Here is a 26626-nt window from a genome sequence, read left to right as displayed (position 1 = left end):
GGCTCATCCTTCCCGCCACGCGCTACGCGCGGGCGGAAGGGTCTGCAAGGAAAACCGGGCTTACTGTCAGCGAATGCGCGGGAGTTCTTCCGCTGAATACATTGGAGTCCTACGGATTTTGTACATCCCACCAATAGCAGTGACTCCCGCGTATACACCTGCATCCCACTGGTTTGAGTTATGTCCCACGGCGCGCGCAGCGCCGCCGGATGGATGAGCCCTTTGTCACTCCGGCAGACGACGCGTGGTGACAGACGCCCCGGAGCCGCTCCGATTGACAGGGCAGTGGGGGACGGCGTCACACTGGCGGTTTGAGCGGCTTTCTTTTGCCTACTTTTCTTTGCCGCTGCAAAGAAAAGTAGGTGCCGCCCCGCACAGGGGCAACACTCATATACCGACATGAAAACAAGGAAAGGCCAACAACAACAACACCACCACAACAAATCAACTCTCAACCACGCTCCACACACAAAAGCGCCGGCAACTCACATGCCGGCACCCCCAAAAAAATCCGAATCTCATCAGCAAGCCAATCCCGCAAGGCGCACACCTTGGGATCATCGCGACTACCGATTCGATACACAAGATCATGCCCGCGCTCCGACTTCAAGCAAATATCCGGGAACGGCGCCACCAGACGCCCGGCCGCGATATCGTCGGCCACGATCACACTACGCCCGAGCGCCACACCCTCACCTCGAATCGCCGCTTCAATAGCCATGCTCCCATGACTGTAGGCAGAACCGCGGTCGCTGCGTATGCCCTTGATTCCCGCCAGCGCGAGCCATTGCTCCCAGTTCGCCAGCATGCCGTCTTCGTGCAGCAAGGTACAACGCTTGAGACTCTCGACTGACGGCCGGCCCGCCCTGGCCTCCCCTTTAGCCTCCCAATATGCAGGAGTGCAAACCGGTGTCACGGTCTCCTCCAGAATCCGCTCGGCAAGCACGCGCGGATAACGCCCGCTCCCGTAACGGATGGCCACATCGGCCTCCCCCTCATTCAGATCGACATATTTGTCGGTCACTTCGAGGTGGACATCGAGTTCCGGGTGGCGGCCCTTCAGCCGGTGCAGCCGGGGCGCGAGCCACTTGTTCGCGAAGGACACGCTGGAGTTGATCTTCAGTCGCGCAACGCTGTCGTGAGCACGCAGGCGCTCCGCTTCCTTGGTCAGCTCCCCCAGCACGCGGGTCACGGCCAGCAGGAACTCGGCGCCCGCTTCGGTCAGCACGATGCGCCGGGTCAAGCGCTGGAACAGGGCGACGCCAAGGTGGTTCTCGAGCGTCTTGATATGCCGGCTCACCGCGCCATGCGTGACATGCAGCTCCTCGGCCGCCAATGTCATGCTCAACAGCCGCCCGGTAGCTTCAAAGGCGCGCAGGGTTTGCAAAGGAGGGAGCCGGTCGAACATAACGGAGCCATGCGTGAGTTTTACTCACGCATTATATGACGACAAATGGTTTGTCAGGCAGGAGAGCGCCCTTCAATATCGACAGCATCGTTCAAGGCTGACTCTCTCTGCCGACTCACTCCGTTTCGTAGCGCTCATCATGGATCTTCTCGTTTTCAAGCTCGTCGTCACGCCGCTGTTGCTGTTGGCCGCAAGTCTTGCCGTTCGCCGCTGGGGCGAGGCGATCGGCGGATTCATGGTGGGGCTGCCGCTCACCTCGGGGCCGATCTCGGTGTTCCTCTCGCTCGAGCACGGGCCCGCCTTCGCGGCCCAGGCCACGGCGGGCTCGCTCGTCGCGACGGTGGCGCAAGTGGCTTTTTGCCTGGTCTATTGCAGGCTCGCGAGCCTCGGATGGCGCATGGCGCTCTCGGGCGCCAGCGTGACGTTTGCGGTCGTGGCCGCGCTGCTGCAATGGAGCGGGCTGCAGCAAACGGGCTTGTTCCTCCTCGCCATCGTGGCCATCACGTTCGCGCTCAACCTCATGCCCAACACCGCAGCCAAAAGCGCAAGAGTCGATCCGCCGTGGTGGGACTTGCCCGCGCGCATGGCGCTCATTGCCGGACTCGTGGTCGGGGTGACGATGATCGCGCCTTACGTCGGGCCTGAGGCAAGCGGCGTGCTCGCGTCGTTCCCGTTCATGGCCATCATTATCGCGGTGTTCGCGCATCGCATCGTCGGCCATGAAGCGCCGCAGCAGGTGATGCGCGGCATGACGGCAAGTCTGCTGGGGTTTGCCACGTTCTTCTTCGTGCTGAGCCTGGTGTTGACGCGCACGAGCCTGGTTGCCGCTTACAGCAGCGCAATATTCTGCACGCTCGCGATCCAGGCCGTGTCGCTGTACCGGATGCGCATGCCGGCTGCGCTGCCTGCGGAGTGAGTCGAGCGCTATAGCGAAGTCGAAGGGTGCGCACGCACTCCCTCAACTGCAATCGCGCGCATTCGCACCCCGGGTTAGCCCTGCGCGCACCCGGCACCGGCCGCACTCGTTGAGGAAGCCGCTGCATCCGCGTCGCGGCGCAACAAGCGCCCCGCGTTGGCGATCACGATGAGCGCGCCCACGTTATGCAGGATCGCGCTCGCCACCGCGCCGATCACGCCGAGCGCCGCGAGCGCGATCACGGCCACGGTCCATGCGAGGCCGATAGCAGCATTGGCAGTGGCAACGTTCCGGCAATGCCTGCCGAGGCGAATGCAGTCGGGCAGGCGGCGCAGGTCGTCGGCGAGCAGCACGACGTCCGCCGAGGCCACCGCGATGTCGATGCCGCGCTCGCCCATCGCAACGCTCGTCGAGCCCGCCTTGATCGCGAGGACGTCGTTCAGGCCATCGCCGACCACGAGCGGATGATGGCCCGCGGCGATCTCGCTCAGCACATAGTCGAGCTTGTCGTGCGGCAGCGCCTGCGCGATTACCGTCTCGATGCCCACCTCACGCGCGAGCCGTTGCGCAACGATCTCGCGGTCGCCCGTCACCAGCGCCTCGCGTGCAATGCCGAGCGCACGCAGATCGTCGAGCGCTTCGCGCGCTTCAGGGCGCAGCGTGTCCGCGAAGGCAAACCACGCGAGCAGGCGGCCGTTGAGCGCGAGTCCCGCGCAGGTGCCGTCGAAGTCCGCGGGCGCTTGCGGCAGTTCATGCACGTGTTGCACGAGCAAATCGTGGCGGCCGAGCACGGCTTCGCCCGCGTCGGTCTGTGCACGTACACCGAGACCGCGCAATTCGCGTGCATCGGCAAACGGCACGCCCGCGCGCGAGGCATCCGTATGCGCGGCGTCCGCTGGCGCGGCGCCCATATGCACGACTCCCGTATGCACTGCACCCGTATGCACGGCGCCCCCGGTTACGTCTGAAATCGCGGGCGCCGTGTCGACGCACGCAACCGCCGCCTGCTCGCCCTCGCGCACCAGCGCGCGGCATACCGGATGCGCGCTGCTCAACGCCAGCCGCATCGCCAGCGCACGCGCCTGCGCCTCGTCCACGCCCGGCTGCAACGCCACGCGCGTGACGCGCAGCTCGCCGTGCGTGAGCGTGCCTGTCTTGTCGATCACGAGCGTATCGATCTCGGCGATCTTGTCGAGAAACGCAGCATTCCTGAACAAGATGCCGCGCCGCGCACCCGCCGCAATGCCCGCGATGGCGGTCGAGGGCGCCGCGAGCACGAGCGCGCAAGGGCACGACGCGACGATCACGGCAAGCATCGCCGAGGCGTTCGCGCTCACGAACCAGACGATGGCCGCGATCAGCAGCACGAGCGCGAGGTAGGCATCCATGTAGCGTTCGAGCGCCTGGGTGATGGGCGGCTTGGCGGCTTCCGCGCGCTGCATGAGTTCGACGACCTTGCCGAGCGTCGAGTCCTCGCCCACCTGCGTGATCTCCACGCGCAACGCTCCGTCGAGGTTGATCGAGCCGCCGTAGACGCTCGCGCCCTCGCCCGCGTCCTGTGGCAGCGATTCGCCCGTGATCGGTCCGTTGTCGATACTCGAGCGGCCGTGACGCACGACGCCGTCGGCGGGAATGCGCGCGCCCGGCAGCACGTCGACGAGGTCGCCCGCGCAAAGCGCGTCGTACGGCACCTCTTCGATCGCCCCCTCGCCATTTACGCGCCGTACGTTGCCGGATGTCAGACGCCCGAGCGCGCGAATGGCCTCTTGCGAGCCGAGCACGCTGCGCTCCTCGAGCGCGTGGCCGAAGGTCATCACGATGGGCAGCAGCGCGGCCGTCGTCATGTCGCCCATGGCCCACGCGCCCAGCATCGCGAGCGCGATCAGGCGATCGGTCACGCCGTGCAGGCTCGGCGACTTGAGGCTGTGCCATGCACCCGCGAACACCGGCGGCGCGACCACCAGCGAGGCCGCCGCCGCGAGCAGTTGCGCGAGCGTTGCGCCACCGCGTGTGCTGGTGGGCCCGAGCCACGACCACGCAAGCGAAAGCAGAAGCAGGCCGCCCGCGACGAGCGCGAGCAAGGTATGGCGCGTGATGGCGCGCCGCTCGGCGGCGGACATCGCGAGCGCGTGGACTTCATGGCCGTCGCGCCCATCGTGGCCGTGCTGGCCCTCGTGCCCTCGTTGCCCGGCGTGCACGGCATGCACCGCGCGAGCGCTGGCGTGCGGCCCCGCCGGTTCATACGGTGTCGTCATGGCGCGTGCCCCGGCAAGACGAGGCTCGACGCATCGTTCGGGTCGATCGTCGTCACATGTTTGGCCTTCGCGAGCACGGCCTGAACGCGGTCGCGATAGGCGCGCGCAACGAGCCCCGGATCGTGGTTCTGCGCGAGCGCCGCTTCGAGCTGCGCGATCGTGGAAGTCTCCGACTGCGCCTTGGCGACGCGCTCGGCGGCGTTTGCCTGGGCATCCTGCACGATGCGGTCGGCGTTCTGCTGCGCGCCCTGGCGCGTCTTCTCGGCGATGGTGCGCGCCTGGGCGATGTCGCGCTCCGCGTTCTGCATCGAGCTCAGCACGGCGTTGAACGCGTCGGTGGCCGAAGCGGGAAACGACGCCTGCACGTCCACCCGCGCGACCTCGATGCCGAGCCCCGCATGCGCGGCGGCAAGCGCGTCGAGATCGCGCTGGACCGCGCGCGCGAGGTCGCCGCGCAGCGCTTCGCGGCGCGCGGCCATTTGCTGGTCGGCGGCCACCATCTCCGGGCGCGCCACGAGAATCGCGTCGAGATCGCGCTGTGCCAGCGTCTGCGCAACCGAAGCCGAGACGATGCGCTCGAGCGCCGCGTCGAGATGATCGAGCTGCAAGGCGTAGGCATAGGGATCGGCCACGCGGTAGAACAACGTCGCGCTCACCTGCACGACGCCGTTGTCCCCGGTGAGCACGTAGCCGGACCCGGCGAGCGCGTCGGAGTCCATGCTCAGCTGCGCGCCCGCGCGCGGATCGCGCATGAGGGAAACGATGCGGCGTTCGAGCACGCGCTCGCGGCCCGGCACGAGCCGCACCGCTTCGAACGGACGCGGCCAGGCCACCAGCAAGCCCGCGCCCTGGCTTTTCACATAAGCGCCAAAGCGCGTCACCACGGCGCTGCTGTCGGCGGGAATGCGGCGCACGTTCGAAGTGGCCCATGCGAGCGCGGCCAGCACCGCCAGCGCCGCGACGAAGCGGAACGACAGGCGGACGGCCTGCGCACCGGGGCCGAGCGCGGGAAAGTTCTCGCGCGTGCTCATCTGGCTGGCCCGTGGGTGCGTGCGGCCGGGACGGCCGCGCCGGCACCCGCACTACCGCTCATCCCCGGCGGCCCCTGCACGAGCGCGCGGAACGGCGCCGCGTCGGTGCGCAGGATCAGGTTCGTGTTCTGGTTGACGACCGAGCCCAGCGTATCGAGCGAGCGCAGCATCGTGTAGAGCTGCGGATCGGCCGCGTAGCTCTTGCCGTAGATGGCAGCCGCGTCCTTGCGCGACTGCGCCTCGATTTCGGCCGCTTTCACGTTCGCGTCGGCGATCAGCACGCGCGCGTCGCGGTCGGCGTCCGAGCGGATCTGCGCCGCTTCGCGCAAGCCCTCGGCCGTGCGCTGCGCGGCCACGGTCTCGCGCTCGGCGCGCATGCGATCGACCGTGGCCGAGAGCGTTACGGCGGGTAGCGTGAGCCGTTCGAGCCCCACCTGCACGACGTGCACGCCATACGCGGCGTACGCCTGCGCGTCGACCTGGCGGCGCAACGCCTCTTCGAATTCGGCAATGCGCACTTGCGATGGATCGGTGTTGACGAGTGAGGCGAGATCGAAGCCCGCCGAGGTGGTCTGCAGCGCGGAGCCCACGAGCGAGCGGATCTGCCGCGCGGCTTCGTCGGGTTCGTTGCGCACCGCGCGCACGAAGCGGCCGATGTCGCCGGCATTGGCGGGCACGCGCCACGCCACATAGGCCTGCACGATGATGCGCAGGCCATCGCGCGTGCCCACGTCCTGCAGGCCGCTCGAGGTCGTGTGCAGGCGCAGGTCCACCGGCAGCGCCGCTTCGATGGGCGCGGGCAAGCGCCACGCGAGGCCCGGCGAGAGCACCACGCGCACCGGGTCGCCGAAGCGCGTGATCACGTCCGCCTCGCCCTCGCGCACCTGCACGAAGCTTGCGACCACGAGCGCGACGATCACGCACGCGAGCGCCAGCGCCGCGCGCAGCGCGAAGCGCGGCCGGCTCGCGGGGGCGCCCCCGTGTGGCTCGCCGCCATGTCCATGATGATGAGAGTGCGCATCGCCGTGCGTGTGAAAGAGGCCCACGTTCAAATCACCTTGTTCAATGTCGATGCCAGATTCGATGCCAAAGTCGATGCCAGCGCGTGCGCACTGAATGCGTCCGCACGGCCCTGCGCGCGCGTCACCATGCCTGCCTCACGCCCGCCGCCGTGGCAGGCGTGAGCGTGCGCAAATCGAGGGTCGCGCGGCTGCCGCTCGCGAGGCGGTCGTCGATCACGGTCACGTTCGCGCTTTGCAGCCCTTTTTGCAGGCTGTGCAGGTAATACTCGAAGGCGAACGCGGGGCCGCCCAGGCCTTGTGCGATCACGTCGGCGTCGAAGCCCGCCTGCTGCACGCGCGCGGCGGCCAGCGTGTCCGCCGCGTTCGCGCTGCCTTGCGCAACGGCTTCGATCGCCTGCTGCTGCGCGCCGCCGATCGTCTGCGCAGCAAAGCCGCGTGCCTGCACCACGCTCGCCTGCGCGCGGATCTGCGCCGCCTGCACGCCGTGATACGCAGCCGCCGCGCCCGCGGGTGGATGCACGCTCTCGATCACGACCGCCACGACCTCGATGCCGCTCACGAGCCGGTCGAGCTGGCGCTGCACGGCGGCGCGCAGCGTTGCGGCCATCGCCGTCTGCGGAGTGTCGAGCAGCGACTGCAGCGTGCGCGATGCGAGATAGCGCACGACTTCGCGGTTCGCGATCGAGCGCACGGTCGCGTCCAGATCGACGGTGCGATAGAGCGCGGCGCGCGCCGCCGCGTCAGAGAGGCCGATGCGATAGTCGAGGCGCACGTCGGCGCTCACGATCTGAAAGGCCTGCTGGTCGCCGCTCGTGCCCGCGATCACCTGCGTCGTCTCCCACGGATGCGCGACGTCCCAGAGCCGGTTGAGCTGGCCGGGCGGGGCGGCGTCGGCGGCAACGGGCGGCGCGGCCTGGCTGGTGTCGTTCGCGCTGCCCGAGACGATCAGCTGATGGACCGCGCCATTGTCGATCGGGCGCGCGCGGCCGAAGGGCCAGGGCAGCCCCACATGCAGACCCGGCTGCCACACGGCGACCGGCGCGCCGAAGCGCTCATAGACGGCGCGCTGATCGGGACCGAGGATCGTCACGCCGCCCAGCAGCCAGCCCGCGAGCACCATGGCCGCGAGCGTGCCCGGCAAGAGGCGCACGAAACTTTGCAGTGCCCAGTTCTGCCGCAAGTCGATGCCGTAGCGCGCGCGCAATCGCTCATCGAGCGCGGCGAGCGGATGCGCTTGCGCTCGCAACGCGGCAGCGACGGCACTACGCAGGAACCACGCATCGTCTGCTGCCGCGGAACCCGACACGAGCGCCGCGGGCGCCGCCAGCCATGCCCATGCCGAACGCATCGCCAGTTCGATCGCGACCGCGCCGCTCAGCACGGCAATCGCGCGCGGCAGCCAGTCCGGCGCCTGCTCCCCATGCACGGACCACGCCCCCGCTGCTGCCGCGCCCAGCGCCGCGACGATCAGCACGCGCAGCAGCCCCACGAGCGCAGCGCATGCACGCGAATCCGCGCTACGTTGTGCGTAAAAGCGTTCCGCGACGAGCGCGCCGAACGCGAGCACGAGCGTGAGCGCGACGAACACGAGCAACGCAGCCTGCGTGCCGGCTGGCGCCGGCTCAGGCCTTGCCCACGCGAGCGCGGCGAGCCCGAGCGATACGAGCGCGATGAACGGCACGGCCCAGGGCTGCCAGGGCAAGGCACGCAACAGACCACGCAGGTCGGGCCGGTCGTGGCTTTGGACCTCGTCGATCTTGCTGGCCTCGTTGGTGTCGCTATCCTGAGCGGCATGCGCAGCGTCACGCCTGAACGCCAGCCGCGCGAGGCCCAGCAGCGTCTTCCACAAGGGCACGCGAGCGGCCGGTGCAGCGGCCTCGCGCCCAACGATGAGCCGCGTGCCAGTCACGGCGATACCGATATTGAGGCACGCGCTCGCCATGGCCGCGCAAGCGCGCGCATCGAACGGCAGACCCGGCACGCATGCGAGCAAGCCGAGCGCAACACCGAGCCCCAGCGCAAACGCGCCGAGCCGGCGCTCGCCCGCACGGCCGGCGAACCACCCATAGGCTTCGTGGTTGTCGCGAGCTGCGCGATGCACCATCAGGTATCCTTACATAATAATTACGAAAGGCGGACAAGCGTCGCAACGCTTGTCAGGGGGGCCGAAACGCGCGCGCCCAATGTAGCGCGCTCGATAAGGAAACTCAACCGCAACGCGGGTGCGCGCCGCGCATCACACGCGCTTCTTTCCGTTCATTCGCTCCCCCATCGGCAGACGAATCGGCGCAAAATAGCTTTGCAACCGGACGCGCAGACGTTTCTCCTCTCAGTGGCGAACTCACCGCCTGCACGCACCCTGTCCAAGACCCAGGGCTATCGATGCGCTGCCGGCATCCATAATCAATAAACGCACAGCGACCAACGCACAACGGGACCCCATGTACGGCTTGCTGATAGGACCGGCAACACGCAGGCAGGCGATCTTCGCCGGCCTCTGCGCGCTCGCAATCCTGCTGACGCTCGCGCTCGCCGCGCCGCGCGCACGCGATGCCCTGCCCGCCATCGGGCCATTCATGCCGATGTGCGCGCTCACCGTTTTCACCACGTCGTGCATCGCGGCATTCATGCTTGGCGCGCGCTTCGCGGCCACGCGCCTGCCCATGCTCGGCGCGCTCGGAGGCGCCTACGCGTTCACCGCGATCGCCGTCGCGCTGCAGTTACTGATGTTTCCTGGCGTGTTCACGCGCGCGGGCTTGCTCGGCGCAGGCCCGCACAGCGCCGCATGGATGTGGGTCTTCTGGCATATGGGCTTCCCCGCGCTCGTGATCGTGGCCGAGCTGGTGCGCAGCCGCGCGCCGGACGACCCGCCCGCAGAGCCAGGCCTTGCGGGCCTGAGTGCACGCGCCTGGCTCCTGCTCGCCGGCCCCGCCCTGCTCGCCGCGGCACTGGGTGTGCTCGTCGTTCGTGTCGATCTCGTCGCGCCATGGCACGCGACCGGGACGGACGCTGCCCCCATGCCGCCGGCAGGCATAGCCGCCAACGCAACGGGACTCGTCGTCTGCGCGCTCAACGCCGTGGCGATTGCCGTCGTCCTGCTCAAGGGGCGGCTGCGGCTCGTGCTCGACTGGTGGATCGCGGTGGCCCTGCTCGCGTCGCTCGTCGATGCCGCGCTCAATACGCTGAGCGTCGAGCGCTTCACGCTGGGCTGGTACGTCGCGCGTCTGTTCAGCATGTTCGCGCCTGGCGTGCTGGTGTGCGTGCTGGTCTGGGAGGTCACGGCGCTCTACCGGCAGTTGTCGGAAGCGCATGCTTCGTTGATCCAGACTTCGGCGCACGATGCGCTCACGCGCGTCTACAACCGCAGCTATTTCGACGAGCAGTTCCAGCGTGCCTTCGAGCGCGCGGCGCGCGGTGCGCAGCCGCTTTCGCTCGTGATGATCGACGTCGATCACTTCAAGCTCTACAACGACGCCTACGGCCATCTGCACGGCGATGCGTGTCTCGCCGCGGTGGCCGAGGCGCTCGCGCTCACGCTGCGCCCCGGCGACTTCGTCGCGCGCTACGGCGGCGAAGAGTTCGCGCTGGTCCTGCCCGGCGCCCACGCCGACGAAGCTTGCGCCGTCGCGGAGCGCGCCCGCGCGGCGGTCGCGCAGCTCGCCCTTCCCGCGCCCGCGGCGGCGGGCCGGGTCACCGTGAGCGCCGGCTGCGCCACGAGCGGCCCGGGCAGTCCAGGCGCTGCGGGCGCGAGCGCCGCGCCCCATGCGCTGATTGCCGCCGCCGACGCGGCGCTCTACGCGGCCAAGCACGCCGGCCGCAACCGCGTCGCGCGCGCCGGCGAGAGCGTGGCGTAAGGTCTGGGCCGCTCGCGCATCGGGCGTTGCCCGACACGCGTTCGCTAACATCCCGGATCTGCGATCAGGTTCGCACCAGCTTGCTCCACACGGTGCTAGTCTAGCCGCCGAACTCGCGCAGCCTGGCGTCAGCGGCGGCTCACTCACGCAAGTCGCAAGCCCTTGTCCGCCAGCTGCCGCCTGCCCGAGCGCCCCGTACGTCTGGAGAGAGCCATGGCCGACATCGCGCACGTGTTCGTCCTGATGATGGAGAACCGTTCCTTCGATCATCTGCTCGGCCTCGCCGGCCTCGACGGCGTGACGCCGCCGCCCGCCTCGTGGAACTTCCCGGCGGGCGCCGCCGACCGGCTCCCGAGCGACCCGCCCCACGAATTCGACGATGTCGCCGCGCAGCTCGGCGGCACGCCGCCCATGAGCGGCTTTGGCACGGGTGCCGCCGCGGCGCTCGCGATGCGCGGCTTCGGACCGGGCACGCTGCCGGTGATTGCCCAGCTCGCCCAGGAATTCGTGCTGTTCGACAACTGGTACTCGTCGATGCCCGGGCCCACCTGGCCGAACCGTTTCTTCGCGCACGCGGCCTCCTCGGGCGGGCTCGACAACAGTCCGGGCAGCTTGACGAGCGCGGCCTCGGAAACGGTCCACAGCCTCGGGTTCTCATTCGAGAACGGCACGCTGTTCGACAGCCTCGCCGCAGCGGGCAAGAAATGGCGCGTCTATCACGCCGACGCCTTCCCCCAGGTGCTGGCGATCCGCGGCCTCGTGGGCACCTTCTTCAATGGCGACACGTTCCGCACGATCTCGCCGAAGGACGCCGACGACACTTTCGCGCACGACCTGCACGACAACTACGATGTCGATTACACCTTCATCGAGCCGAATTACGGCCTGCTGAGCGGCAATTTCGCAGACGGCAATTCGCAGCATCCGGTCGGCTCGATGTCGGCGGGCGAGCAATTCATCCAGTACGTCTACGAGACGATCCGCAATGCGCCGGTCTGGCCGCGCTGCGCGCTGCTGCTCACGTGGGACGAGCACGGCGGCTTCTTCGATCACCGCGTGCCGCCCGCCGCCGTGCCGCCAGGCGACGCCAACACCAACGGCGCGCGCGCCGCCAAACCGTGCAACTTCGCGTTCGACCGGCTGGGCGTGCGCGTGCCCGCGCTGCTGATTTCTCCGTGGGCGCCGCGCGGAAAAACCGGCAGCCAACTGTTCCCGCGCGCCGCCGATGCGGCGCAGGATACGGCGTTCGACCACGCGTCGATCGTACGCTCGGTGCGGGAGCTTTTCGGCATCGGCAAGCCGCTCACGCAGCGCGACGCGACATCGCCCGCATGGACGGCGGCGCTGCTCGACACGTGCCGCCCGAGCGGCAACGACGGGCCGCGGACCCTGGGCGCGCCGCTCACACCCGCGCTCGCTGCCGCGGGTGCCGCCGCCTCGGCCGCCACGTCAGCGGCCGGCGCAGCGAGCGCTGCTGGCAACGCTGCAGCCACCGCGGCTCATGCGGGCGCGCCGCAGACGTTCGCCGCAATCGCTCCGGGTGCCACGCAGGTCAACGGGTTTGCCGCGATCGCGCACGCGCTGGATCTGCAGATGGCGCAGGACCTGGGCAGCGTGCCGGCCATTCAGGATCAGGCATTGTTCGGCGCACGCCTGCGAACGCAGCCCGCGCCCGCAGCGCACGGTGCGCCCGCAACACCCGCAGCGCCCGAAGCGCCCGCAGCACCCGGTGCGAGCGTGCACGCCGCGGCGGTTCATGCGGGTGCCGCTGCGCCGGCAGGAAGCGCCGCGCACGGCCCCGACACGCAGGCGGTGACGGATTACGTGAGCTATGTCGCCAAGCTGGCGCAGGCGCACAAGCGACGCCCCGGCCATCGCTGAGCGCCACGCACCGGGATTGCGCGCTCAGGCCGCGTATTTGAATCGCGTTTTTATATGGCGCTTTTATATCGTGCCTTTATTACGCGCTTTTATTACGGATTCCCATGTAATTTTCACATGCCAAAGCCATGCTTCGACGTGACATCCGTATCCCCGCAGCGCTGCTGCGGCTTACTCCACGACCGGCCCGGAGTCCGCCGGCAAATGCGCCAGTGGATCCACGGCCTGGCTGCCCTCGCGCATTTCGAACTGAAGCAGCGTCTCGCCGTCACTTTGCGTGCCCATTTCGGCGATGGCGGCACCGCGCTTCACCACATCGCCCTCACGAACGAGCAGCCGGCGGTTGTTGCCGTAAGCCGTCACGAAGCCGTCTTCATGCTTGATGATGACCATGAGGCCATAGGTTTTGATTCTGTCGCCCGCGTAGACGACGCGGCCCGCGGCGGCGGCCTTGATGGGCGTGCCCGCGCGCCCGGCGATCTCGATGCCGCGCGCGCCGTCCTCGCCGAACTCGCGGATGACCACGCCGCTGACCGGCCAGACGAATTGCGCCGACGCAGCGGCGTGCATGGCGCCCGGCGCGTCGGCAGCATGGGGAGCGGCCGCGTGCGGCTCGTTTTCGTGGCGCGACGAGGCGCCGGGCGGCGCCATGCGCAGCATCTGGCCCACGAACAGCGGCGTGCCGGGCGCGACATCGTTCCAGCGCGCGACGTCTTGCGGCTTCTGTCCAAACCCCAGCGCGACGCTATCGAGCGTATCGCCCGGGCGCACGCAGTAGTACCCCGCGCTCACTGTCCGGCAATGCGTCGTGAAGGCAGACGTGGCCGGGTGCCCGACGAGCGTGCAACCCGACAATAGCCCGCCGACGCCCAATAACGCGCCCCATATCGCGCCATGCCATCGCAATCTCAAGCTCAATCTCATTAAATTCGTCATCCTGCGTTTAATGCGTGAGCCGAGCATTATGAAAGGCAGGCGCGGTACCTCATCTCAGTTTTCCAGGCGCAATGGCATGTGCGCCTCAAAAGACCCCGAGCGCGAGTCCCGCCGCGAGTCCCGCGCCCAGTTCTGCGCAGCGTTCGAGATCGTCGGCGCCAATCGTCTTGGGCGCGAGAATGCGCTCGGGCGTCTGCGCATGCGTGCAGACGATCACGCCCTGCGCCACCGCCTTCAGCCGCCAGCCCGTGGCGATACGGTCGATCTGGCGCAAGGCGTTCTGCCCGTCGCTGCCCGCGCAGATCATGACCGCGTAGGGGCGGCCGTTCAGGCGGTCGAGCGCCGCGTAATAGCTGCGGTCGAAGAAGTCTTTCATCAGCCCGGACATGGCCGCCAGATTCTCCGGCGTCGCGAACAGATAGCCGTCGGCGGCCAGCACGTCTTCGGGCTGCGTGGCGTCCGCGCGCTGCAGCTTCACCGCCACGCCGGATTGCTCGCGGGCGGCAGCGGCGGCGGCCTCGGCCATTTGCTGCGTTCCACCGGTCATCGTGTGATAGACGATCAGCAGCGTCTTCATGCGTATTCGCTCTTCGGTCCGCTGGCGCGCCGGAATGGCGCGTCCCATCGCTTCGATGATACCGCCGGGCGTCGCAGCGGCGCCGGACGCGCCCAGCGTTTCTCCCGACGCGCGATGCCCGACGCGCGATGCCTGATGCCTGATGCCTGATGCCTGATGCCTGATGCCTGATGCCTGATGCCCGATGCCCGGTGCCCGGTGCCCGATGCCCGATGCCCGATGCCCGACGCGCGATGCCTGATGCCCGATGCGCGATGCGCAGTATCATGCGCCCATGCCTACCTACATCGCTCTCCTGCGTGCCGTGAACGTCGGCGGCACCGGCAAACTTCCCATGGCCGAACTGCGTGCGATGTGCGAAGCGCTCGGCTTTACCGCCGTGCGCACGTATATCGCGAGCGGCAACGTGGTCTTCCAGAGCCGGCTCGCGGCGGCGAGCGTCAAGACGCGGCTCGAACGCAGCCTTGAGGAATACGCGGGCAAACCCGTCGGCGTGCTGTTGCGCAGCGCAGATGAAATGGCCGCCGTGCTCTCGGCGAATCCGTTCGCAAGCGCGCCGCCCGAGCGCACGCTCGCGCTCTTTCTCAACACCGCCCCGAACGCCGACGCACTCACGACAGTCAGCGGCCAGGGCTTGGAGGCCATCGCGCTCGGCGCGCGCGAAATCTACGTGTACTACAAGGACGGCATCGGCCGTTCGAAGCTCAAGATTCCCGCGGCGAAGGACGGCACGGCGCGCAACATGAACACCGTGGCCACGCTCGTTGAATGGGCCGCACAAGGGGCCACGCAAGGGGCCGCATAACGCTGGGTACGCGGCCCGCGCCCCTGGCGGCGCGCGACGCCGCGCAGCACAACTGTCACGCAGTCGTCCTATGATGGGCGGCCCCGCTGCAAGCGACAGGCGATTCCAGGAGATGCCCGAGATGACGCTTCCCTACGGCTACGCGAAAGGCAAGATCGTGACGACGCCGCAACTCAAGCCCACGCAACGGCCCCATGAAGTGCAGTATCACCTGCATTTCGGCCTCTCGGTCGCGGGTGCGCAATGGGACATTGCGGTGAACGTCGGCACCACCGATGCCGACGACTTGCTCAAGTACAGGCTGCCGTTCGACTTTAGCCATCCCGTGCTCGCGACGCTCCAGAGCGCGGCGCCAGGCTCCCACGACCTGAGCGGGCAAGCCGCGCTGCCCGCGCTCGACTTCCAGCGCAGCGACTTCCTCGCCAACACCGGTGCCTGGCGCGATAGCGACGTCATGGACGGCTCGGACGCCGTCGAGCCTGTCGCCACGCTGCAGCGCCTGCTGGTTCGCGCGATGCAATCGGGCTTCGACGTCTACGTGTTCGGCCGTTTCTATAGCGAAGGCAACGGCATCCACGATGTGCACATGAACCAGGGGTCGACGGGCGAGTTCATTCACCGTCCCGGCGACGACAGCAACGACCACAACGACATCTGGCAGGACGGTGCGCTGCTCGTCGATCTGGGTACGCCGCAGTGGGCGCTCTATGTGGCCGCGTTCGATCAGCAGCGGCTGCCGACCGACGATCTGGGCAATCCCACGCCAGATTCGAAGCCGATTTCGTAACTGCGTTCAGCCGTTTGACTTCAGCCCATTGAAGCAAGCGCTTGTTTGAACGCTTGCACGAGCCGTTGCGAAGTGCGGCCCGGGCGCGCCGGAAAGAAGCCGAGCTCGACGCCCTTGCCATCGCGCTGCGCGAGTGCTTCGCGGCACGATGCGTGCACTTGTGTGGCGCCGGTCGCCTCGACGATGCGCGCGACGTTATCGGCGCTCACGCCACTGCCCGGCATGATGGCGATGCGCCCCACTGCGCGTCGCGCGAGATCGGCGAGCACAGCCAGTCCGTCCACCGCACGCGCCGCGCCGCCCGAAGTGAGAATACGCTCGAACTCGAGCGCGATCGCTTCTTCGAGTGCGCGTGCCGGGTCCGGCACGAGATCGAACACGCGATGCAGCGTGGTGCCGAGTCCGTGGCTTTCGCGCGCACGCTCGCACAACGTGCGCAGCAACGCGACGTCGAGATTGCCGTCAGGCAGCGCCGCGCCGAGCACCACGCCCGCCAGGCCCGCCGCGCGCACCGCGTCGATTTCTGCGAGCATCGCCGCCGCGTCGGCGCTCGACCATTCGAACGAACGCGCATGCGGCCGGATCATCGCGTAGACCGGAATGGGCGCGCGCGCCGCCGCCGCGATCAGCCCCGGCGTGGGCGTGAGCCCGCCGAGCTCGAGCGCGGAGCACAGTTCGATGCGATCCGCGCCGCCAGCGACAGCGGCATCAAGCCCATCCACGCTGTCGACGCACACTTCGAGAGAGACTGGCATACCTGTGCCGCTCACGCTTCGCGTGCGCAGGCTGCAACGGGTGCGCATTGCGCGACGACCGTGCGTATGCACTCGATCGCGCGATCGACGTCTTCCGGCGTCGTATAGCGGCCGATGCTGAAGCGCAGCGTGCGGCTGGCTGCCTCGGCGTCGAGCCCGAGCGCGCTCAGCACGTGCGAAGGCGCACCCGAGGCCGAATTGCACGCCGAGGTGGACGATACGGCCAGATCCGCCGCCAGCATGAACGGAAAGAAGCCGGGCAAGCCGATCGTGAGGCTCAGCGTGTGCACGATCCTGCGCGCCGCGCGCGCGTTCTGGGTCACGCCTTCGAGATCGCGCACGCCATCGAGCAGACGTTCGGCGAGACGCGCGATGTGCTGCGTGTCGGCCTCCATCCCGGACGCGGCCAGTGCGCAGGCGGTGCCCATGCCCACGATCTGATGTGTGGCGAGCGTGCCCGAGCGCAGCCCCCGCTCGTGGCCGCCGCCATGCATCTGCGGCGCGATGCGCGCGGCCACCTCGCGGCGCACATAGAGCGCGCCAATCCCCTTGGGGCCATAGACCTTGTGCGCCGACATCGACAGCAAGTCGATGCCCATCGCCTTCACGTCGATAGGCGTCTTGCCGAGCGCCTGTGCCGCATCCACGTGCAGCAGCGCACCCGCGGCGCGCACGAGCGGCGCGATCGCGGCGATGTCCGTGAGCGTGCCGATCTCGTTGTTCACGAGCATGAGCGAGACGAGGCCGGTGTCGCTGCGCAAGGCCGCCTTGACGGCCTCCACGCCGATGCTGCCATCGGGTGACGGACGCACGTAAGTGACCGTCATGCCGCGCGCTTCGAGGCTCGCCATGGTGTCGAGAATGGCCTTGTGCTCGAGGCAGCTCGTGACCAGATGGCGCTTGCCCGTGGCCGCGTCGGCGTAGCCCTTCAGGGCGAGGTTGTTCGATTCGGTGGCGCCCGAGGTCCAGACGATTTCATCGGCCTCGGCGCCGATCAGCGCCGCGACCTGCGCGCGCGCCTGCTCCACGAGGCTGCGTGCCTTCGTGCCCGCCGCGTGCGAGCTGGAAGCGGGATTGCCGAATGCGCCCTCGATGCCGAGGCATTCGCACATCGACGCGATCACGCGCGGGTCGGCCGGCGTCGTGGCCGCGTAATCGAAATAGTGGAGTTTGTCGCCCATTGTCCGTCGTTCTGTTGCTGAATGAATGGGGCACCATGCTACGCGGCGGTCCGTAGAAAGTGGTTCCATAATCGCGGCCCGCGCTCCGCGGTCGAAGAATTATTTTCTCTTCGCGCTCATCGGCCGAAGCAATCGTCGCGACGCGGCCACTGGCCGAGACGGGCCTCGACAAAACCAGCCGGGCGTGAATGGGGTGTATATCGCCATTTCAGAAAGAGCAAAGCGCAATATATGGCGGCGCCATTCAGAAAATAATCGGGCGCCACCGCAAAGCCATGCGGCCCGGCGAGATGCGAGCTCTTCCGCGCGGTTTCCGGCCGCCTCGCGGCACCGCGCCGAGCCACTCGAATTTAGGGCGAGAAGCCCACTGGACACCGCTTTCCGGGCACTCGCCCCGTCGGCAAGCCGCAAGGCACGGCGCTTGCTGGCGTAACCCCGATTTTCTTTTCGAATTTTCTCACGATACGCGCGTAATTCCCGCCAGATCCGCGTTTTCCCGCATTACCCCAGCTTGCGATTTATTTTCAATTTCTTTCGAGTTTTGATCCCTTACCGTCATGCCAGTTGATTGGCGTTCGCAATGCGAACCTCTTCACCGTCCCTAAGGATCAAGGGGTAGGCCCATGACGATAAAAACCAAAGTTTCGATTTGTCTGCCCACGTACAAGCGCCCGGATCTGTTGATCGGCTGCATCGAATCGTGTCTCGCGCAAACGCACACGAACATCGAAATCGTCATCGGCGACGATTCGCCGGACGAGCAGACCGAACGTTTGATCGCCGCGCGGTACGGCAACGACGAGCGCATCGCCTATCGGCGCAATACGCCCGCGCTCGGTCAGGCGCGCAATGTCGATAGCCTCTTTGCGCGCGCAACCGGCGACAAGATTCTGCTGATCCACGACGACGACTACCTCGCCGAGCAATGCGTCGAGCGGTTGCTCGCGCAATGGGAGCGGCATCCGGAGATTCAGGCGGCGTTCGGCAATCAATACGAAGTCGACCACGACGGCAGCGTGGACTACGCGTCGAGCCAGCGCATGAATCACGCCTATCACCGCACACCCGCGGCGGCGGGACTGCAGGCCTTGCCGGGACGCACCGGCATCGTGCAGATGTTCCCGAACAACGGCTGGCTCGCCGATGCCGCGCTCGTCAAGCAGATCAGCTACGACGAGCAGCATGCCGTGTGCTGCGATTACGTCTTCGGCGTGCGGCTGTGCCTGGCGGCCCGTGGGGTGTGCTACATCGACGAACACGTCTCCTACTACCGGAAAACCGATGTCTCGGTTTCCCAGTCGACACGCAATACGACCAGCGCGTCGTCGCTCGCCGCCTGGAGCTTCCTTCAGGGGCTGACGCTGCCGCCCGCCCTCGAACCCGCGCGCAAGCTCGCAATGCGCCGTTTCGTGCCGATCGTGGTGTCGCTCTATGCACGCAACGACAAGGCGCGCGCCGGCTTGCACCTCGCGCTCGGGAATCTGCACGCGTACCGGTTCGGCTTGAGCCCGCGGCTCTACTATCACCTGCTGATGATCTGGAAGAGCGCGCGGCGCGCGAAAAGGCAGCCGCCAGCGCTCGCATTCGATGCGGACGAAGCGGGCGTGGAGGTGGCGCCGATCGTCGATGTCACGCCGATGCGCGATGTCACACCGATGGTCGACGTCGCGCGCACACACGCTCCCTGATCGCGGCTCCACGACCTTGCCGCCCTCGTGCGGCGGCGGGCGCGCTCAGCGCCTCGAGCGCCGCATGGTGAAAACCTGATGGCCATCGCGGCATCAGGCTTCACCTTCCTCCACCATATAGCTGCTCACCTCGCGCCGCTCCAGCAGCGGAACGATCGTCCCCACGCCAATGCGCTGGAAATGCGGCATCTCGCGATGCTCGGCGAGCCCGTCGGCATCGCTGTACTGCTCGAGAATCACGAAGTGCTCCGGCTCCTCCACTGAGCGGAAGTACCCGTAATAGCGGTTCTTCGGCTCTGTGCGCGTGGCTGCCGCCAGCTCGGCGAGCCGTGCCGCCACCGTGTCTCCATTGCCCGCCTTCGCGTAGTAATGCGCGATCACCTGCAAATAACGCTTCAGCGCGTCAACCCCGCATGCAACTTACGCGCAGCCATTGCTCAATCCCGCTACTATTGCAATTCGAGTATTTCGCGCGGTCCCTGCCGCCGATTAATCTTGAAGCAAATCCTTGAAGCAGACCCTTGAATCAGGAGCACAGTAAATGTCTTTCCGCATGACGATGTTGACGGCCGCCGTTCTGGCCGCAAGCGTGGTAAGCGCAGGCGCGCAAGCCCAGGTCGCAGGCGCCCAGCCGCTGAGCGTGACGATCGAGCAATCGCAGGCGCTGCTCGAAGGCTGGAGCGTGAAGAAGAGCGTGCTCGGCAAGGCCGTCTATAACGACGACAACGCCAAGGTGGGCACGGTGCGCGACCTGATCATCGCGCCGGACGGCACGGTGTCGGCCGCCATCGTCTCCGCGGGCGGCTTCCTCGGCGTCGCCGCGCACGACGTGGCCGTGCCTATCGCCTCGCTCGACGTGCGTAACGGCAATCTGTATCTGCCGGGCGCAACCAAGGAAGCGCTCAAGGCCACGCCGGCATTCCAGTACGCGAAGGTCGCATCGCCGCCCAAGCCCAAGCAAGCCGATATCAAGCACTAAGCGCGCACAAGGCCAGCCCCATTCGTGATATTGGGAACTGGCCTAGCAACAAACCGAAGCGTGGCGTCTTGCTCGATGCCACGCATCAACCCGCCGTTATCCCCGCCTCCCGCAGCTCAATTCCTGTCCAGACACCACTCGCGCAAAGCTCCTCGATCAGCTCGCAAAGCGTGCGCCGCACGGCAAGCGAAGCGGAACTCACCGGCAATGCATTGGGCCAACAGATGCTCGCTGGACGCCTGATCACCGGATTGACGATGCGCCGCATCCTGGGCCGCTCGGCCTGTGCGCGCAGCGCCAGCGCCGAAGCGGGCAAGATCGTGCATGCCGCGCCCGACTGCGCAACCGAGAGCAGCATGGGCAACGAATCCACGTCCGCCACGATATTCAACGGCACCTGCTCGCGCGCGAAGGTTCTTTCGAGCAGCAGGCGCAGCCCATTGGCCACGCCAGGCGCCACCAGCGGCACATCGGCGAGCGCGGCCAGCGGGCAGGTGCGCGCACGCGCCGGCAGCCCCGGCTCGCCGAGCACGCATAACTCTTCGTCGAGCACGGGCAGCGCCGAGATGCCGGGCGTGGCCGTGTCACGAAACAGGATCGCGAGATCGAGCCGGCCGTTCGCGAGCAGTTCGTTCAAGTAGCCGCTCATGCTCTCGAAGAATTGCAGGCGGATGCCCGGATAGCGCTCGCGCACGCGCTCGAAAACCGGCATCGCGAGCACCGAGGCCATCGTCGTGGGCAAGCCGATGGCAACCGTGCCCGATTCCGCGCCCACGCCCTCGCGCACCTCCTGGCGCAATTGCTCCATCTGATGCAGCACGAGGCGCGCGTGACGGTACAACGCCTGGCCCGCGGCGGTGGGCTTCACGCCCTGCGGGCTGCGCACGAGCAGCGGCACGCCCAGGTCGTCTTCCAGCTTCGCGATCTGCTGGCTGAGCGACGGCTGCGCCACGTAGAGCTTTTCCGCGGCCTTGCCGAGACTGCCGTAATCGACGATGTTCACGAAGTAACGAAGCTGACGAACGTCCATGGGCGCGGCCCTTGTGATCCTTCCAATGCGAGGGTCATAGGATACCCCTATGACCGGTACATTCAATCCGTATTTCCGCGTCCCGGAACATTCGCATACAGTCGCCTCATTCCCCTTTAGTGAAGCGTTGGCCGAACCAACGCTGGACACGGCGATGAACCTTCCCCTGCCTGAACCACTCATACAGCCGGTCCAGACGGTCACCGACCTCATATCGTCCGCACCCGCTGCCGCGCTGGCCGCCACGCTCGACAGCAGCCGCGCGCCGGGTCTGGGCGACGCGCTTCCCCCGATCTGGCACTGGCTCTATTTCTGCGTTGCCGCGCCACAAGCCGAACTGGGCAGCGACGGGCATCCGCGCACGGGCGGCTTCCTTCCCGATCTCGGCCTGCCTCGGCGCATGGCGGCGGGCGGGCGCATGACGTTCAACGCGCCGCTCACGATTGGCGCGCATGCCACGCGCGTCTCGCGCGTGCTCTCCGTGGAGCACAAGGAAGGACGCAGCGGACGTCTCGCGTTCGTCACCGTCGAGCACGATATTCAGGTCGGCGGCGCCACCGCGATCCGCGAAGAGCAGGACATCGTCTATCGCGAGCCTGCGCAGCCCGGCCAGCCGCAGCCCAAGCCCACAGCGGCGCCGACCGATGCCGACTGGCAGCGCGAGATCGCGTCCAGCGAGGCGCTGCTGTTCCGCTATTCGGCGCTCACTTTCAACGGCCATCGCATTCATTACGACCGCGACTACGCGCGCCAGGCGGAAGGCTATCCAGACCTCGTCGTGCATGGGCCGCTGATCGCCACGCTGCTGCTCGACACGGTGGCGCGCTTCGCGCCCGAAGCCGTCGTGCGCGAGTACAGCTTCAAGGCGGTGCGCCCGACCTTTCTCGGACACCCCTTCACCGTATGCGGCCGCCGCGCCGCGCACGGCCAGGCCGTCGAACTCTGGGCAAAAGATCACGAAGGCTGGCTGACCATGTCGGCCCGCGCGGTGCTCGCCTGAACCATCAGACCATCTGGACGAATCAGCCAGGACGAATCAACCAGGATACATGCAGGGAACCATGCAATGAACGACGCTACCGATCAATACCAGGACATCCGCGAAGCCGTGCGCGACTTGTGCAGCCAGTTTCCGGCCGAGTATTTCCGCAAGGTCGACGAAGAACGCGGCTACCCCGAAGCCTTCGTCGACGCGCTCACGAAAGCGGGCTGGCTAGCGGCGCTGATTCCCCAGGAATACGGCGGCTCGGGTCTCGGCCTCACCGAGGCCTCGGTCATCATGGAAGAGATCAACCGCAGCGGCGGCAATTCCGGCGCCTGCCACGGCCAGATGTACAACATGGGTACGCTGCTGCGCCACGGCTCGGCCGAGCAGAAGCTCAAGTATCTGCCGAAAATCGCGAGCGGGGAGCTGCGCCTGCAGTCGATGGGCGTGACCGAGCCCACCACCGGCACCGATACCACGAAGATCAAGACCACGGCCGTGCGCAAAGGCGACCGCTACGTGATCAACGGCCAGAAGGTCTGGATCTCGCGCGTGCAGCACTCCGACCTCATGATCCTGCTCGCGCGCACCACGCCGCTCTCGGACGTGAAGAAGAAGAGCGAAGGCATGTCGATCTTCATGGTCGATCTGCACGAAGCGATCGGCCACGGTCTGACTGTGCAGCCGATCCTGAACATGGTCAATCACGAGACCAACGAGCTCTTCTTCGACAACCTCGAAATTCCCGCGGAAAACCTGATCGGCGAGGAGGGCAAGGGCTTCAAGTACATCCTCGACGGGCTGAATGCGGAGCGCACGCTGATTGCCGCGGAATGCATCGGCGACGGCTACTGGTTCGTCGACAAGGTCTCGCAATATGTGAAGGATCGCCAGGTATTCGGCCGCCCGATCGGCCAGAACCAGGGCGTGCAGTTCCCCATCGCGCGCGCGTTCATCAACGTGGAAGCCGCCAACCTGATGCGTTTCGAGGCGGCGCGCCGCTTCGAAACGCACGAGCCGTGCGGCGCGCAGGCGAACATGGCCAAGCTGCTCGCGGCGGACGCCTCGTGGGAGGCCGCGAACGCCTGTCTGCAATTCCACGGCGGCTTCGGCTTTGCCTGCGAGTACGATGTGGAGCGCAAGTTCCGCGAGACGCGCCTCTACCAGGTCGCGCCGATCTCGACGAACCTGATTCTCTCGTACGTCGCCGAGCACATTCTCGGCCTGCCGCGTTCATTCTGATTGCACCAGGGAGCTTGCCATGCGTCCTCTCGAAGGCATCAAGGTCGTCACGTTCGAACATGCGATCGCGGCCCCCTTCTGCACGCGCCAACTCGCCGATCTGGGCGCGCGCGTCATCAAGGTCGAACGCCCCGGCTCGGGCGACTTCGCGCGCGGCTATGACGAGCGCGTGCACGGTCTCGCTTCGCATTTTGTCTGGACGAACCGCTCGAAGGAGAGCATCACGCTCGACGTGAAGCGCGCCGAAGCGCTGGAGATCGTGCACGCGCTGCTCGCCGACGCCGACGTGTTCGTGCAGAATCTCGCGCCCGGCGCCACGCAACGTCTCGGGCTCGACTACGAGACGCTGCGCGAGCGCTACCCGCGCCTGATCGTCTGCGATATCTCCGGCTACGGCAGCGACGGCCCGTATCGCGACAAGAAGGCCTATGACCTGCTGATCCAGAGCGAGTCGGGCTTTCTCAGCATCACCGGCTCACCCGACGAACCGGCCAAGGCCGGCTGCTCGATCGCCGATATTTCGGCGGGCATGTACGCGTATTCGAGCATCCTCGCGGCGCTCATCGAACGCGGCAAGACGGGGCGCGGACGCCGCATCGACGTTTCGATGCTGGAAAGCATGGTCGAGTGGATGAGCTACCCGCTCTACTACGCGATCGGCGGCCAGACGCCACCGCAGCGCAACGGCGCGGCGCACGCGACGATCTATCCCTACGGCCCGTTCAAGGCCGGCGACGGCAAATCCGTCATGCTCGGCCTGCAGAACGAGCGCGAATGGAAAAGCTTCTGCGAAACCGTCATGCGCCAACCGGCGCTGGCCGGGGACGAGCGCTTCTGCTCGAATAGCCGCCGCGTGGCGCATCGCGCGGAGCTTGGCAAGCTCATCGAAGAAGCGTTTGGCAGCCTCACTGCAGGCGATGTGATCGAGCGCCTCGAAACCGCGAAGATCGCGAACGCGCATATCAACGACATGCAGGCGGTGTGGGCACACGAGCAGCTCGCCGCACGCGAGCGCTGGACGCGCGTGGGCACGCCCGCAGGCGAGATTCCCGCGCTGCTGCCGCCGGGCGCGACGCTCGCCGATAACCCGCGCATGGACCCCGTGCCCGCGCTGGGCGAGCACACCGATGCGATCCTGCATGAGCTTGGCTATGACGCAGCGCGCGTTCGCGCGCTGCGTGAGAGCGGCGCGGTCTGAAGCCCTACGGCGGCAGCAAGCCCCGTCAAGGCATTCGCATCCCGCTTCTTGCCCCTGCACGCAAAAGCGCCGCTTCGGTCAAGCGGCGCTTTTTTATTTCCGAGTCGCCTTGCCGCCATTCCCTTTCAATACACCTGTGCGGCGCACTTTGCATGCAGCGAGAACTGTAACTTATTAACAATTGACCTATTGTTTGACGGATATTGAACAGTTACTGTCGCGCCTCAACATCCACATCGATATGAATTCTCGCTGACACTCCGCTGCACGTTTCAAAATCGGTTTTGATCGACCGTCAAGATTGCATGGCGACTCATCGATTTCATGATTTTCAAATTGTTAAGGAATCCACATTAAACGCTTTCATGGAAGAAAGGTCTTGCCGCATCCCTAACCTGAAATGCCCTGCGATCCGTGAATGCAACGCTCGATCGCCCTGAATCTCGATCGAATGCCTCTTCGCCACCCCTGATAATCGTATGGCCATCATTTACCACTACTGCGATCCGCATGCCTTTCTCTCGATCATCGAGAGCAAGGCGCTCTGGCTCAGCAATGCACGAAAGATGTTCGATCCTCGCGTGGGCGATGGAATCGGCACAATGCTCGTCAATGCATTGGCCGGCGATCGGCGCCACCCGCAGGCGCCGAATGGAGCAGCCACCGAGCTCATGCTCGCCCTGAACGTCAGCCGCCGGGAGTTGTTCACTTGTTGCTTCTCGGGAAACCGCGACGCAACCGCGCAATGGCTGAATTATGCGGACCGCGGAACAGGTCTTGCGATCGGATTCGATACGGGCGTACTGCAACTGGAAATGGAATATGCGGATGCGCCGGGCGACGCGCGCACCGCAGAACCACAGAGCGTGCTAGCCGACTCCGAACGCGGATACGTACTCTCGCCCGTCCTCTACGGCGACGACTCGACGCTCACACGGCACATCGAAGCGCTGAAGATCCTGATCGTCGACGGCGACATGCAAAACCGGACGGCCCGCGCCCGTATCGCCGCGCAGGCCTGCGAGTGGCTCGGCGTCATCGCCAAGGATCCTTCGTACCGCCACGAGCAGGAATGGCGCCTCGTCTACGCTGCGCCTGCCGACACCGGAAGCGCAGCACAGGCACGACACAACGGCCCAACACCCCATCTGCGCTGGCGCGTGACGCGGTTTGGATTGACCAGCTATTTCAAGTACGGGTTTCTGCCTGAAGCCGTTCGTGAAGTCTGGATCGGCCCCAGCTATGGCGAGCGAGCGCACCCGAGGAGCGTCTTTGGAATGAAAGAACACCATGCGCTCAGACTGCTGATGGTATCTCACGGTTATGACCAAGCTGAAATCATTGAAGCCTCGTCGCGATTCTCGATTTAGCGACAATGAAGAAGCGCTCGTCGACCGCGCAACGAGCGTCGCTATCTTCGAGGATACTTCCCGACACGCCGCTTTTGTCGCGAGAACGTTGCGTGACGACGGTTACGTCTGCCACCGCTTTCGCCGGCTGGGTCTGCTCACGGCGGGGTTGGAGAGCGAGCCATTCGATCTGCTGATACTGATCGGGCTCGATTCCGACTCCGACGCCATGACGGCGCTGAAGTGGGTGCGAGCGCATTGCGGAACGGGCCTGCCTGTTCTGTTGATCGGCGAGCCGCACAAGGCGACCGATGAAACGGCCGCGCTCGACGCGGGCGCGGACGACTATGTCCTCAAGTCGCGCACCCCGGAGGTCTTGCGTGCCCGCGTGAGCTCTCTGCTGAGACGGGCACAGTGGCCAAAAGCCCGCGTGCCGGTACGATTCGGCCCATACGAATTCGATACGGCGAAATGCACCGTCACGTTGCGCGGAAACGCCATCGCGCTGACGCATCGCGAATTCGCGCTCGCCTACCTGCTATTTCGCCAGGCCGGCCTGCCTTTGTCGCGCACACAGATCCTCGAATCGATCTGGCATCAAACGTCGGGCATGCCATCACGCACGGTCGATACGCACGTCAGCTGGCTAAGAACGAAGCTCATGCTGCGCCCCGAAAACGAATACGTCATTATTGCCGTCTACGGTTACGGCTATTGCCTCGAAAAGCTCGCAGACGCATAGGCATG

At 66.6% G+C, this 26626-nt stretch carries 22 protein-coding genes and 1 pseudogene; 12 read left to right on the top strand and 11 right to left on the bottom strand.

Annotated features, from left to right (window positions below; translation table 11 throughout):
- Positions 1–451: 451 nt before the first annotated feature.
- A complete protein-coding gene (gcvA, locus tag EYW47_RS15720; protein ID WP_133195738.1) occupies positions 452–1408 on the bottom strand; it encodes a transcriptional regulator GcvA in 957 nt (318 codons plus the stop codon).
- A gap of 139 nt (positions 1409–1547) precedes the next feature.
- Here gcvA and EYW47_RS15715 point away from each other — a divergent pair, with 139 nt between their 5' ends.
- Entirely contained in the window at positions 1548–2324 is a 777-nt protein-coding gene (locus tag EYW47_RS15715; RefSeq protein ID WP_133195737.1) for a hypothetical protein, read from the top strand.
- A gap of 74 nt (positions 2325–2398) precedes the next feature.
- Here EYW47_RS15715 and EYW47_RS15710 read toward each other — a convergent pair whose 3' ends face one another.
- The 4 genes from EYW47_RS15710 to EYW47_RS15695 form a co-directional block, all read right to left on the bottom strand.
- Positions 2399–4579 carry a heavy metal translocating P-type ATPase gene (locus EYW47_RS15710; RefSeq protein ID WP_133195736.1) on the bottom strand — a complete coding sequence of 727 codons (2181 nt, stop codon included), beginning with the start codon at positions 4577–4579 and terminating at the stop codon, positions 2399–2401.
- Positions 4576–5610 (bottom strand): SPFH domain-containing protein, encoded by a 1035-nt coding sequence (locus tag EYW47_RS15705; RefSeq protein ID WP_133195735.1) that lies wholly within the window; start codon positions 5608–5610, stop codon positions 4576–4578. The genes EYW47_RS15710 and EYW47_RS15705 overlap by 4 nt, the downstream gene beginning before the upstream one ends.
- Positions 5607–6656, bottom strand: coding sequence for a protease modulator HflC (hflC, locus tag EYW47_RS15700; RefSeq protein ID WP_133195734.1), 1050 nt, complete (start codon positions 6654–6656; stop codon positions 5607–5609). The genes EYW47_RS15705 and hflC overlap by 4 nt, the downstream gene beginning before the upstream one ends.
- Before the next feature lie 97 nt (positions 6657–6753).
- Positions 6754–8736 (bottom strand): protease modulator HflK, encoded by a 1983-nt coding sequence (locus EYW47_RS15695; RefSeq protein ID WP_133195733.1) that lies wholly within the window; start codon positions 8734–8736, stop codon positions 6754–6756.
- Between the two features lie 337 nt (positions 8737–9073).
- Between EYW47_RS15695 and EYW47_RS15690 the strand changes: the two genes are divergently transcribed.
- Together EYW47_RS15690 and EYW47_RS15685 are read left to right on the top strand one after the other, a co-directional pair.
- On the top strand, positions 9074–10486 hold the full coding sequence (locus EYW47_RS15690; protein ID WP_133195732.1) for a sensor domain-containing diguanylate cyclase: 1413 nt from the start codon (positions 9074–9076) through the stop codon (positions 10484–10486).
- Between the two features lie 213 nt (positions 10487–10699).
- Positions 10700–12367, top strand: coding sequence for an alkaline phosphatase family protein (locus EYW47_RS15685; protein WP_133195731.1), 1668 nt, complete (start codon positions 10700–10702; stop codon positions 12365–12367).
- Between the two features lie 171 nt (positions 12368–12538).
- Here the strand turns inward: EYW47_RS15685 and EYW47_RS15680 are convergent, their stop codons facing one another.
- Positions 12539–13279, bottom strand: coding sequence for a peptidoglycan DD-metalloendopeptidase family protein (locus tag EYW47_RS15680; RefSeq protein WP_240763713.1), 741 nt, complete (start codon positions 13277–13279; stop codon positions 12539–12541).
- 109 nt (positions 13280–13388) lie between these two features.
- A complete protein-coding gene (locus tag EYW47_RS15675) occupies positions 13389–13880 on the bottom strand; it encodes a flavodoxin family protein (RefSeq protein ID WP_133195729.1) in 492 nt (163 codons plus the stop codon).
- A gap of 274 nt (positions 13881–14154) precedes the next feature.
- On the opposite strand from EYW47_RS15675, the gene EYW47_RS15670 reads away from it, so the two are divergent.
- Positions 14155–14685, top strand: a complete 531-nt coding sequence (locus EYW47_RS15670) for a DUF1697 domain-containing protein (protein WP_133195728.1) — start codon at positions 14155–14157, stop codon at positions 14683–14685.
- 121 nt (positions 14686–14806) lie between these two features.
- Complete coding sequence (locus EYW47_RS15665; protein ID WP_133195727.1) at positions 14807–15472, top strand: DUF2278 family protein; 666 nt, start codon at positions 14807–14809, stop codon at positions 15470–15472.
- Between the two features lie 20 nt (positions 15473–15492).
- Here EYW47_RS15665 and EYW47_RS15660 read toward each other — a convergent pair whose 3' ends face one another.
- Together EYW47_RS15660 and EYW47_RS15655 are read right to left on the bottom strand one after the other, a co-directional pair.
- Positions 15493–16227 carry a copper homeostasis protein CutC gene (locus EYW47_RS15660; protein ID WP_133195726.1) on the bottom strand — a complete coding sequence of 245 codons (735 nt, stop codon included), beginning with the start codon at positions 16225–16227 and terminating at the stop codon, positions 15493–15495.
- A gap of 29 nt (positions 16228–16256) precedes the next feature.
- Positions 16257–17408, bottom strand: a pseudogene (locus EYW47_RS15655) (cysteine desulfurase family protein); the annotation flags it as partial.
- A 623-nt stretch (positions 17409–18031) separates the two neighbouring features.
- Between EYW47_RS15655 and EYW47_RS15650 the strand changes: the two are divergent.
- On the top strand, positions 18032–19096 hold the full coding sequence (locus EYW47_RS15650; protein ID WP_133195724.1) for a glycosyltransferase family 2 protein: 1065 nt from the start codon (positions 18032–18034) through the stop codon (positions 19094–19096).
- A 93-nt stretch (positions 19097–19189) separates the two neighbouring features.
- On the opposite strand, the gene EYW47_RS15645 is transcribed toward EYW47_RS15650, so the two are convergent.
- The gene (locus EYW47_RS15645) at positions 19190–19483 is read right to left on the bottom strand and encodes a putative quinol monooxygenase (RefSeq protein ID WP_240763712.1); all 294 of its coding nucleotides are present in this window, start codon (positions 19481–19483) and stop codon (positions 19190–19192) included.
- Positions 19484–19637: 154 nt separating this feature from the next.
- Here EYW47_RS15645 and EYW47_RS15640 point away from each other — a divergent pair, with 154 nt between their 5' ends.
- Positions 19638–20075, top strand: coding sequence for a PRC-barrel domain-containing protein (locus EYW47_RS15640; protein ID WP_133195722.1), 438 nt, complete (start codon positions 19638–19640; stop codon positions 20073–20075).
- 85 nt (positions 20076–20160) lie between these two features.
- Here EYW47_RS15640 and EYW47_RS15635 read toward each other — a convergent pair whose 3' ends face one another.
- Positions 20161–21105, bottom strand: coding sequence for a LysR substrate-binding domain-containing protein (locus EYW47_RS15635; protein WP_133195721.1), 945 nt, complete (start codon positions 21103–21105; stop codon positions 20161–20163).
- 154 nt (positions 21106–21259) lie between these two features.
- Between EYW47_RS15635 and EYW47_RS15630 the strand changes: the two genes are divergently transcribed.
- From EYW47_RS15630 to EYW47_RS15610, 5 genes are all read left to right on the top strand, one after another.
- Positions 21260–22105, top strand: coding sequence for an HTD2 family dehydratase (locus EYW47_RS15630; RefSeq protein ID WP_133195720.1), 846 nt, complete (start codon positions 21260–21262; stop codon positions 22103–22105).
- A gap of 66 nt (positions 22106–22171) precedes the next feature.
- Entirely contained in the window at positions 22172–23332 is a 1161-nt protein-coding gene (locus EYW47_RS15625) for an acyl-CoA dehydrogenase family protein (RefSeq protein WP_133195719.1), read from the top strand.
- 19 nt (positions 23333–23351) lie between these two features.
- Positions 23352–24530, top strand: a complete 1179-nt coding sequence (locus tag EYW47_RS15620; RefSeq protein WP_133195718.1) for a CaiB/BaiF CoA transferase family protein — start codon at positions 23352–23354, stop codon at positions 24528–24530.
- Between the two features lie 479 nt (positions 24531–25009).
- Complete coding sequence (locus tag EYW47_RS15615; protein ID WP_133195717.1) at positions 25010–25900, top strand: DUF2971 domain-containing protein; 891 nt, start codon at positions 25010–25012, stop codon at positions 25898–25900.
- Positions 25854–26621, top strand: a complete 768-nt coding sequence (locus EYW47_RS15610) for a response regulator transcription factor (RefSeq protein ID WP_133195716.1) — start codon at positions 25854–25856, stop codon at positions 26619–26621. The genes EYW47_RS15615 and EYW47_RS15610 overlap by 47 nt, the downstream gene beginning before the upstream one ends.
- Positions 26622–26626: the final 5 nt, after the last annotated feature.

The sequence above is a fragment of the Paraburkholderia silviterrae genome, from assembly GCF_004353915.1.
Lineage (GTDB): Bacteria > Pseudomonadota > Gammaproteobacteria > Burkholderiales > Burkholderiaceae > Paraburkholderia > Paraburkholderia silviterrae.
Note: the sequence above shows the minus strand (reverse complement) of the source record. Positions and strands in the feature narration are given on the sequence as shown.

What these genes read in the sequence shown, in the direction of transcription:
- EYW47_RS15660 (WP_133195726.1), bottom strand. Translation starts at nt 16,227, where the DNA reads ATGCCAGTCTCTCTCGAAGTGTGCGTCGACAGCGTGGATGGGCTTGAT.
- EYW47_RS15650 (WP_133195724.1), top strand. Translation starts at nt 18,032, where the DNA reads ATGACGATAAAAACCAAAGTTTCGATTTGTCTGCCCACGTACAAGCGC.
- EYW47_RS15615 (WP_133195717.1), top strand. Translation starts at nt 25,010, where the DNA reads ATGGCCATCATTTACCACTACTGCGATCCGCATGCCTTTCTCTCGATC.
- gcvA (WP_133195738.1), bottom strand. Translation starts at nt 1,408, where the DNA reads ATGTTCGACCGGCTCCCTCCTTTGCAAACCCTGCGCGCCTTTGAAGCT.
- EYW47_RS15630 (WP_133195720.1), top strand. Translation starts at nt 21,260, where the DNA reads ATGAACCTTCCCCTGCCTGAACCACTCATACAGCCGGTCCAGACGGTC.
- EYW47_RS15685 (WP_133195731.1), top strand. Translation starts at nt 10,700, where the DNA reads ATGGCCGACATCGCGCACGTGTTCGTCCTGATGATGGAGAACCGTTCC.
- EYW47_RS15710 (WP_133195736.1), bottom strand. Translation starts at nt 4,579, where the DNA reads ATGACGACACCGTATGAACCGGCGGGGCCGCACGCCAGCGCTCGCGCG.
- EYW47_RS15690 (WP_133195732.1), top strand. Translation starts at nt 9,074, where the DNA reads ATGTACGGCTTGCTGATAGGACCGGCAACACGCAGGCAGGCGATCTTC.
- EYW47_RS15670 (WP_133195728.1), top strand. Translation starts at nt 14,155, where the DNA reads ATGCCTACCTACATCGCTCTCCTGCGTGCCGTGAACGTCGGCGGCACC.
- EYW47_RS15640 (WP_133195722.1), top strand. Translation starts at nt 19,638, where the DNA reads ATGTCTTTCCGCATGACGATGTTGACGGCCGCCGTTCTGGCCGCAAGC.
- EYW47_RS15625 (WP_133195719.1), top strand. Translation starts at nt 22,172, where the DNA reads ATGAACGACGCTACCGATCAATACCAGGACATCCGCGAAGCCGTGCGC.
- EYW47_RS15705 (WP_133195735.1), bottom strand. Translation starts at nt 5,610, where the DNA reads ATGAGCACGCGCGAGAACTTTCCCGCGCTCGGCCCCGGTGCGCAGGCC.
- EYW47_RS15635 (WP_133195721.1), bottom strand. Translation starts at nt 21,105, where the DNA reads ATGGACGTTCGTCAGCTTCGTTACTTCGTGAACATCGTCGATTACGGC.
- EYW47_RS15695 (WP_133195733.1), bottom strand. Translation starts at nt 8,736, where the DNA reads ATGGTGCATCGCGCAGCTCGCGACAACCACGAAGCCTATGGGTGGTTC.
- EYW47_RS15620 (WP_133195718.1), top strand. Translation starts at nt 23,352, where the DNA reads ATGCGTCCTCTCGAAGGCATCAAGGTCGTCACGTTCGAACATGCGATC.
- EYW47_RS15675 (WP_133195729.1), bottom strand. Translation starts at nt 13,880, where the DNA reads ATGAAGACGCTGCTGATCGTCTATCACACGATGACCGGTGGAACGCAG.
- EYW47_RS15610 (WP_133195716.1), top strand. Translation starts at nt 25,854, where the DNA reads ATGACCAAGCTGAAATCATTGAAGCCTCGTCGCGATTCTCGATTTAGC.
- EYW47_RS15665 (WP_133195727.1), top strand. Translation starts at nt 14,807, where the DNA reads ATGACGCTTCCCTACGGCTACGCGAAAGGCAAGATCGTGACGACGCCG.
- EYW47_RS15715 (WP_133195737.1), top strand. Translation starts at nt 1,548, where the DNA reads ATGGATCTTCTCGTTTTCAAGCTCGTCGTCACGCCGCTGTTGCTGTTG.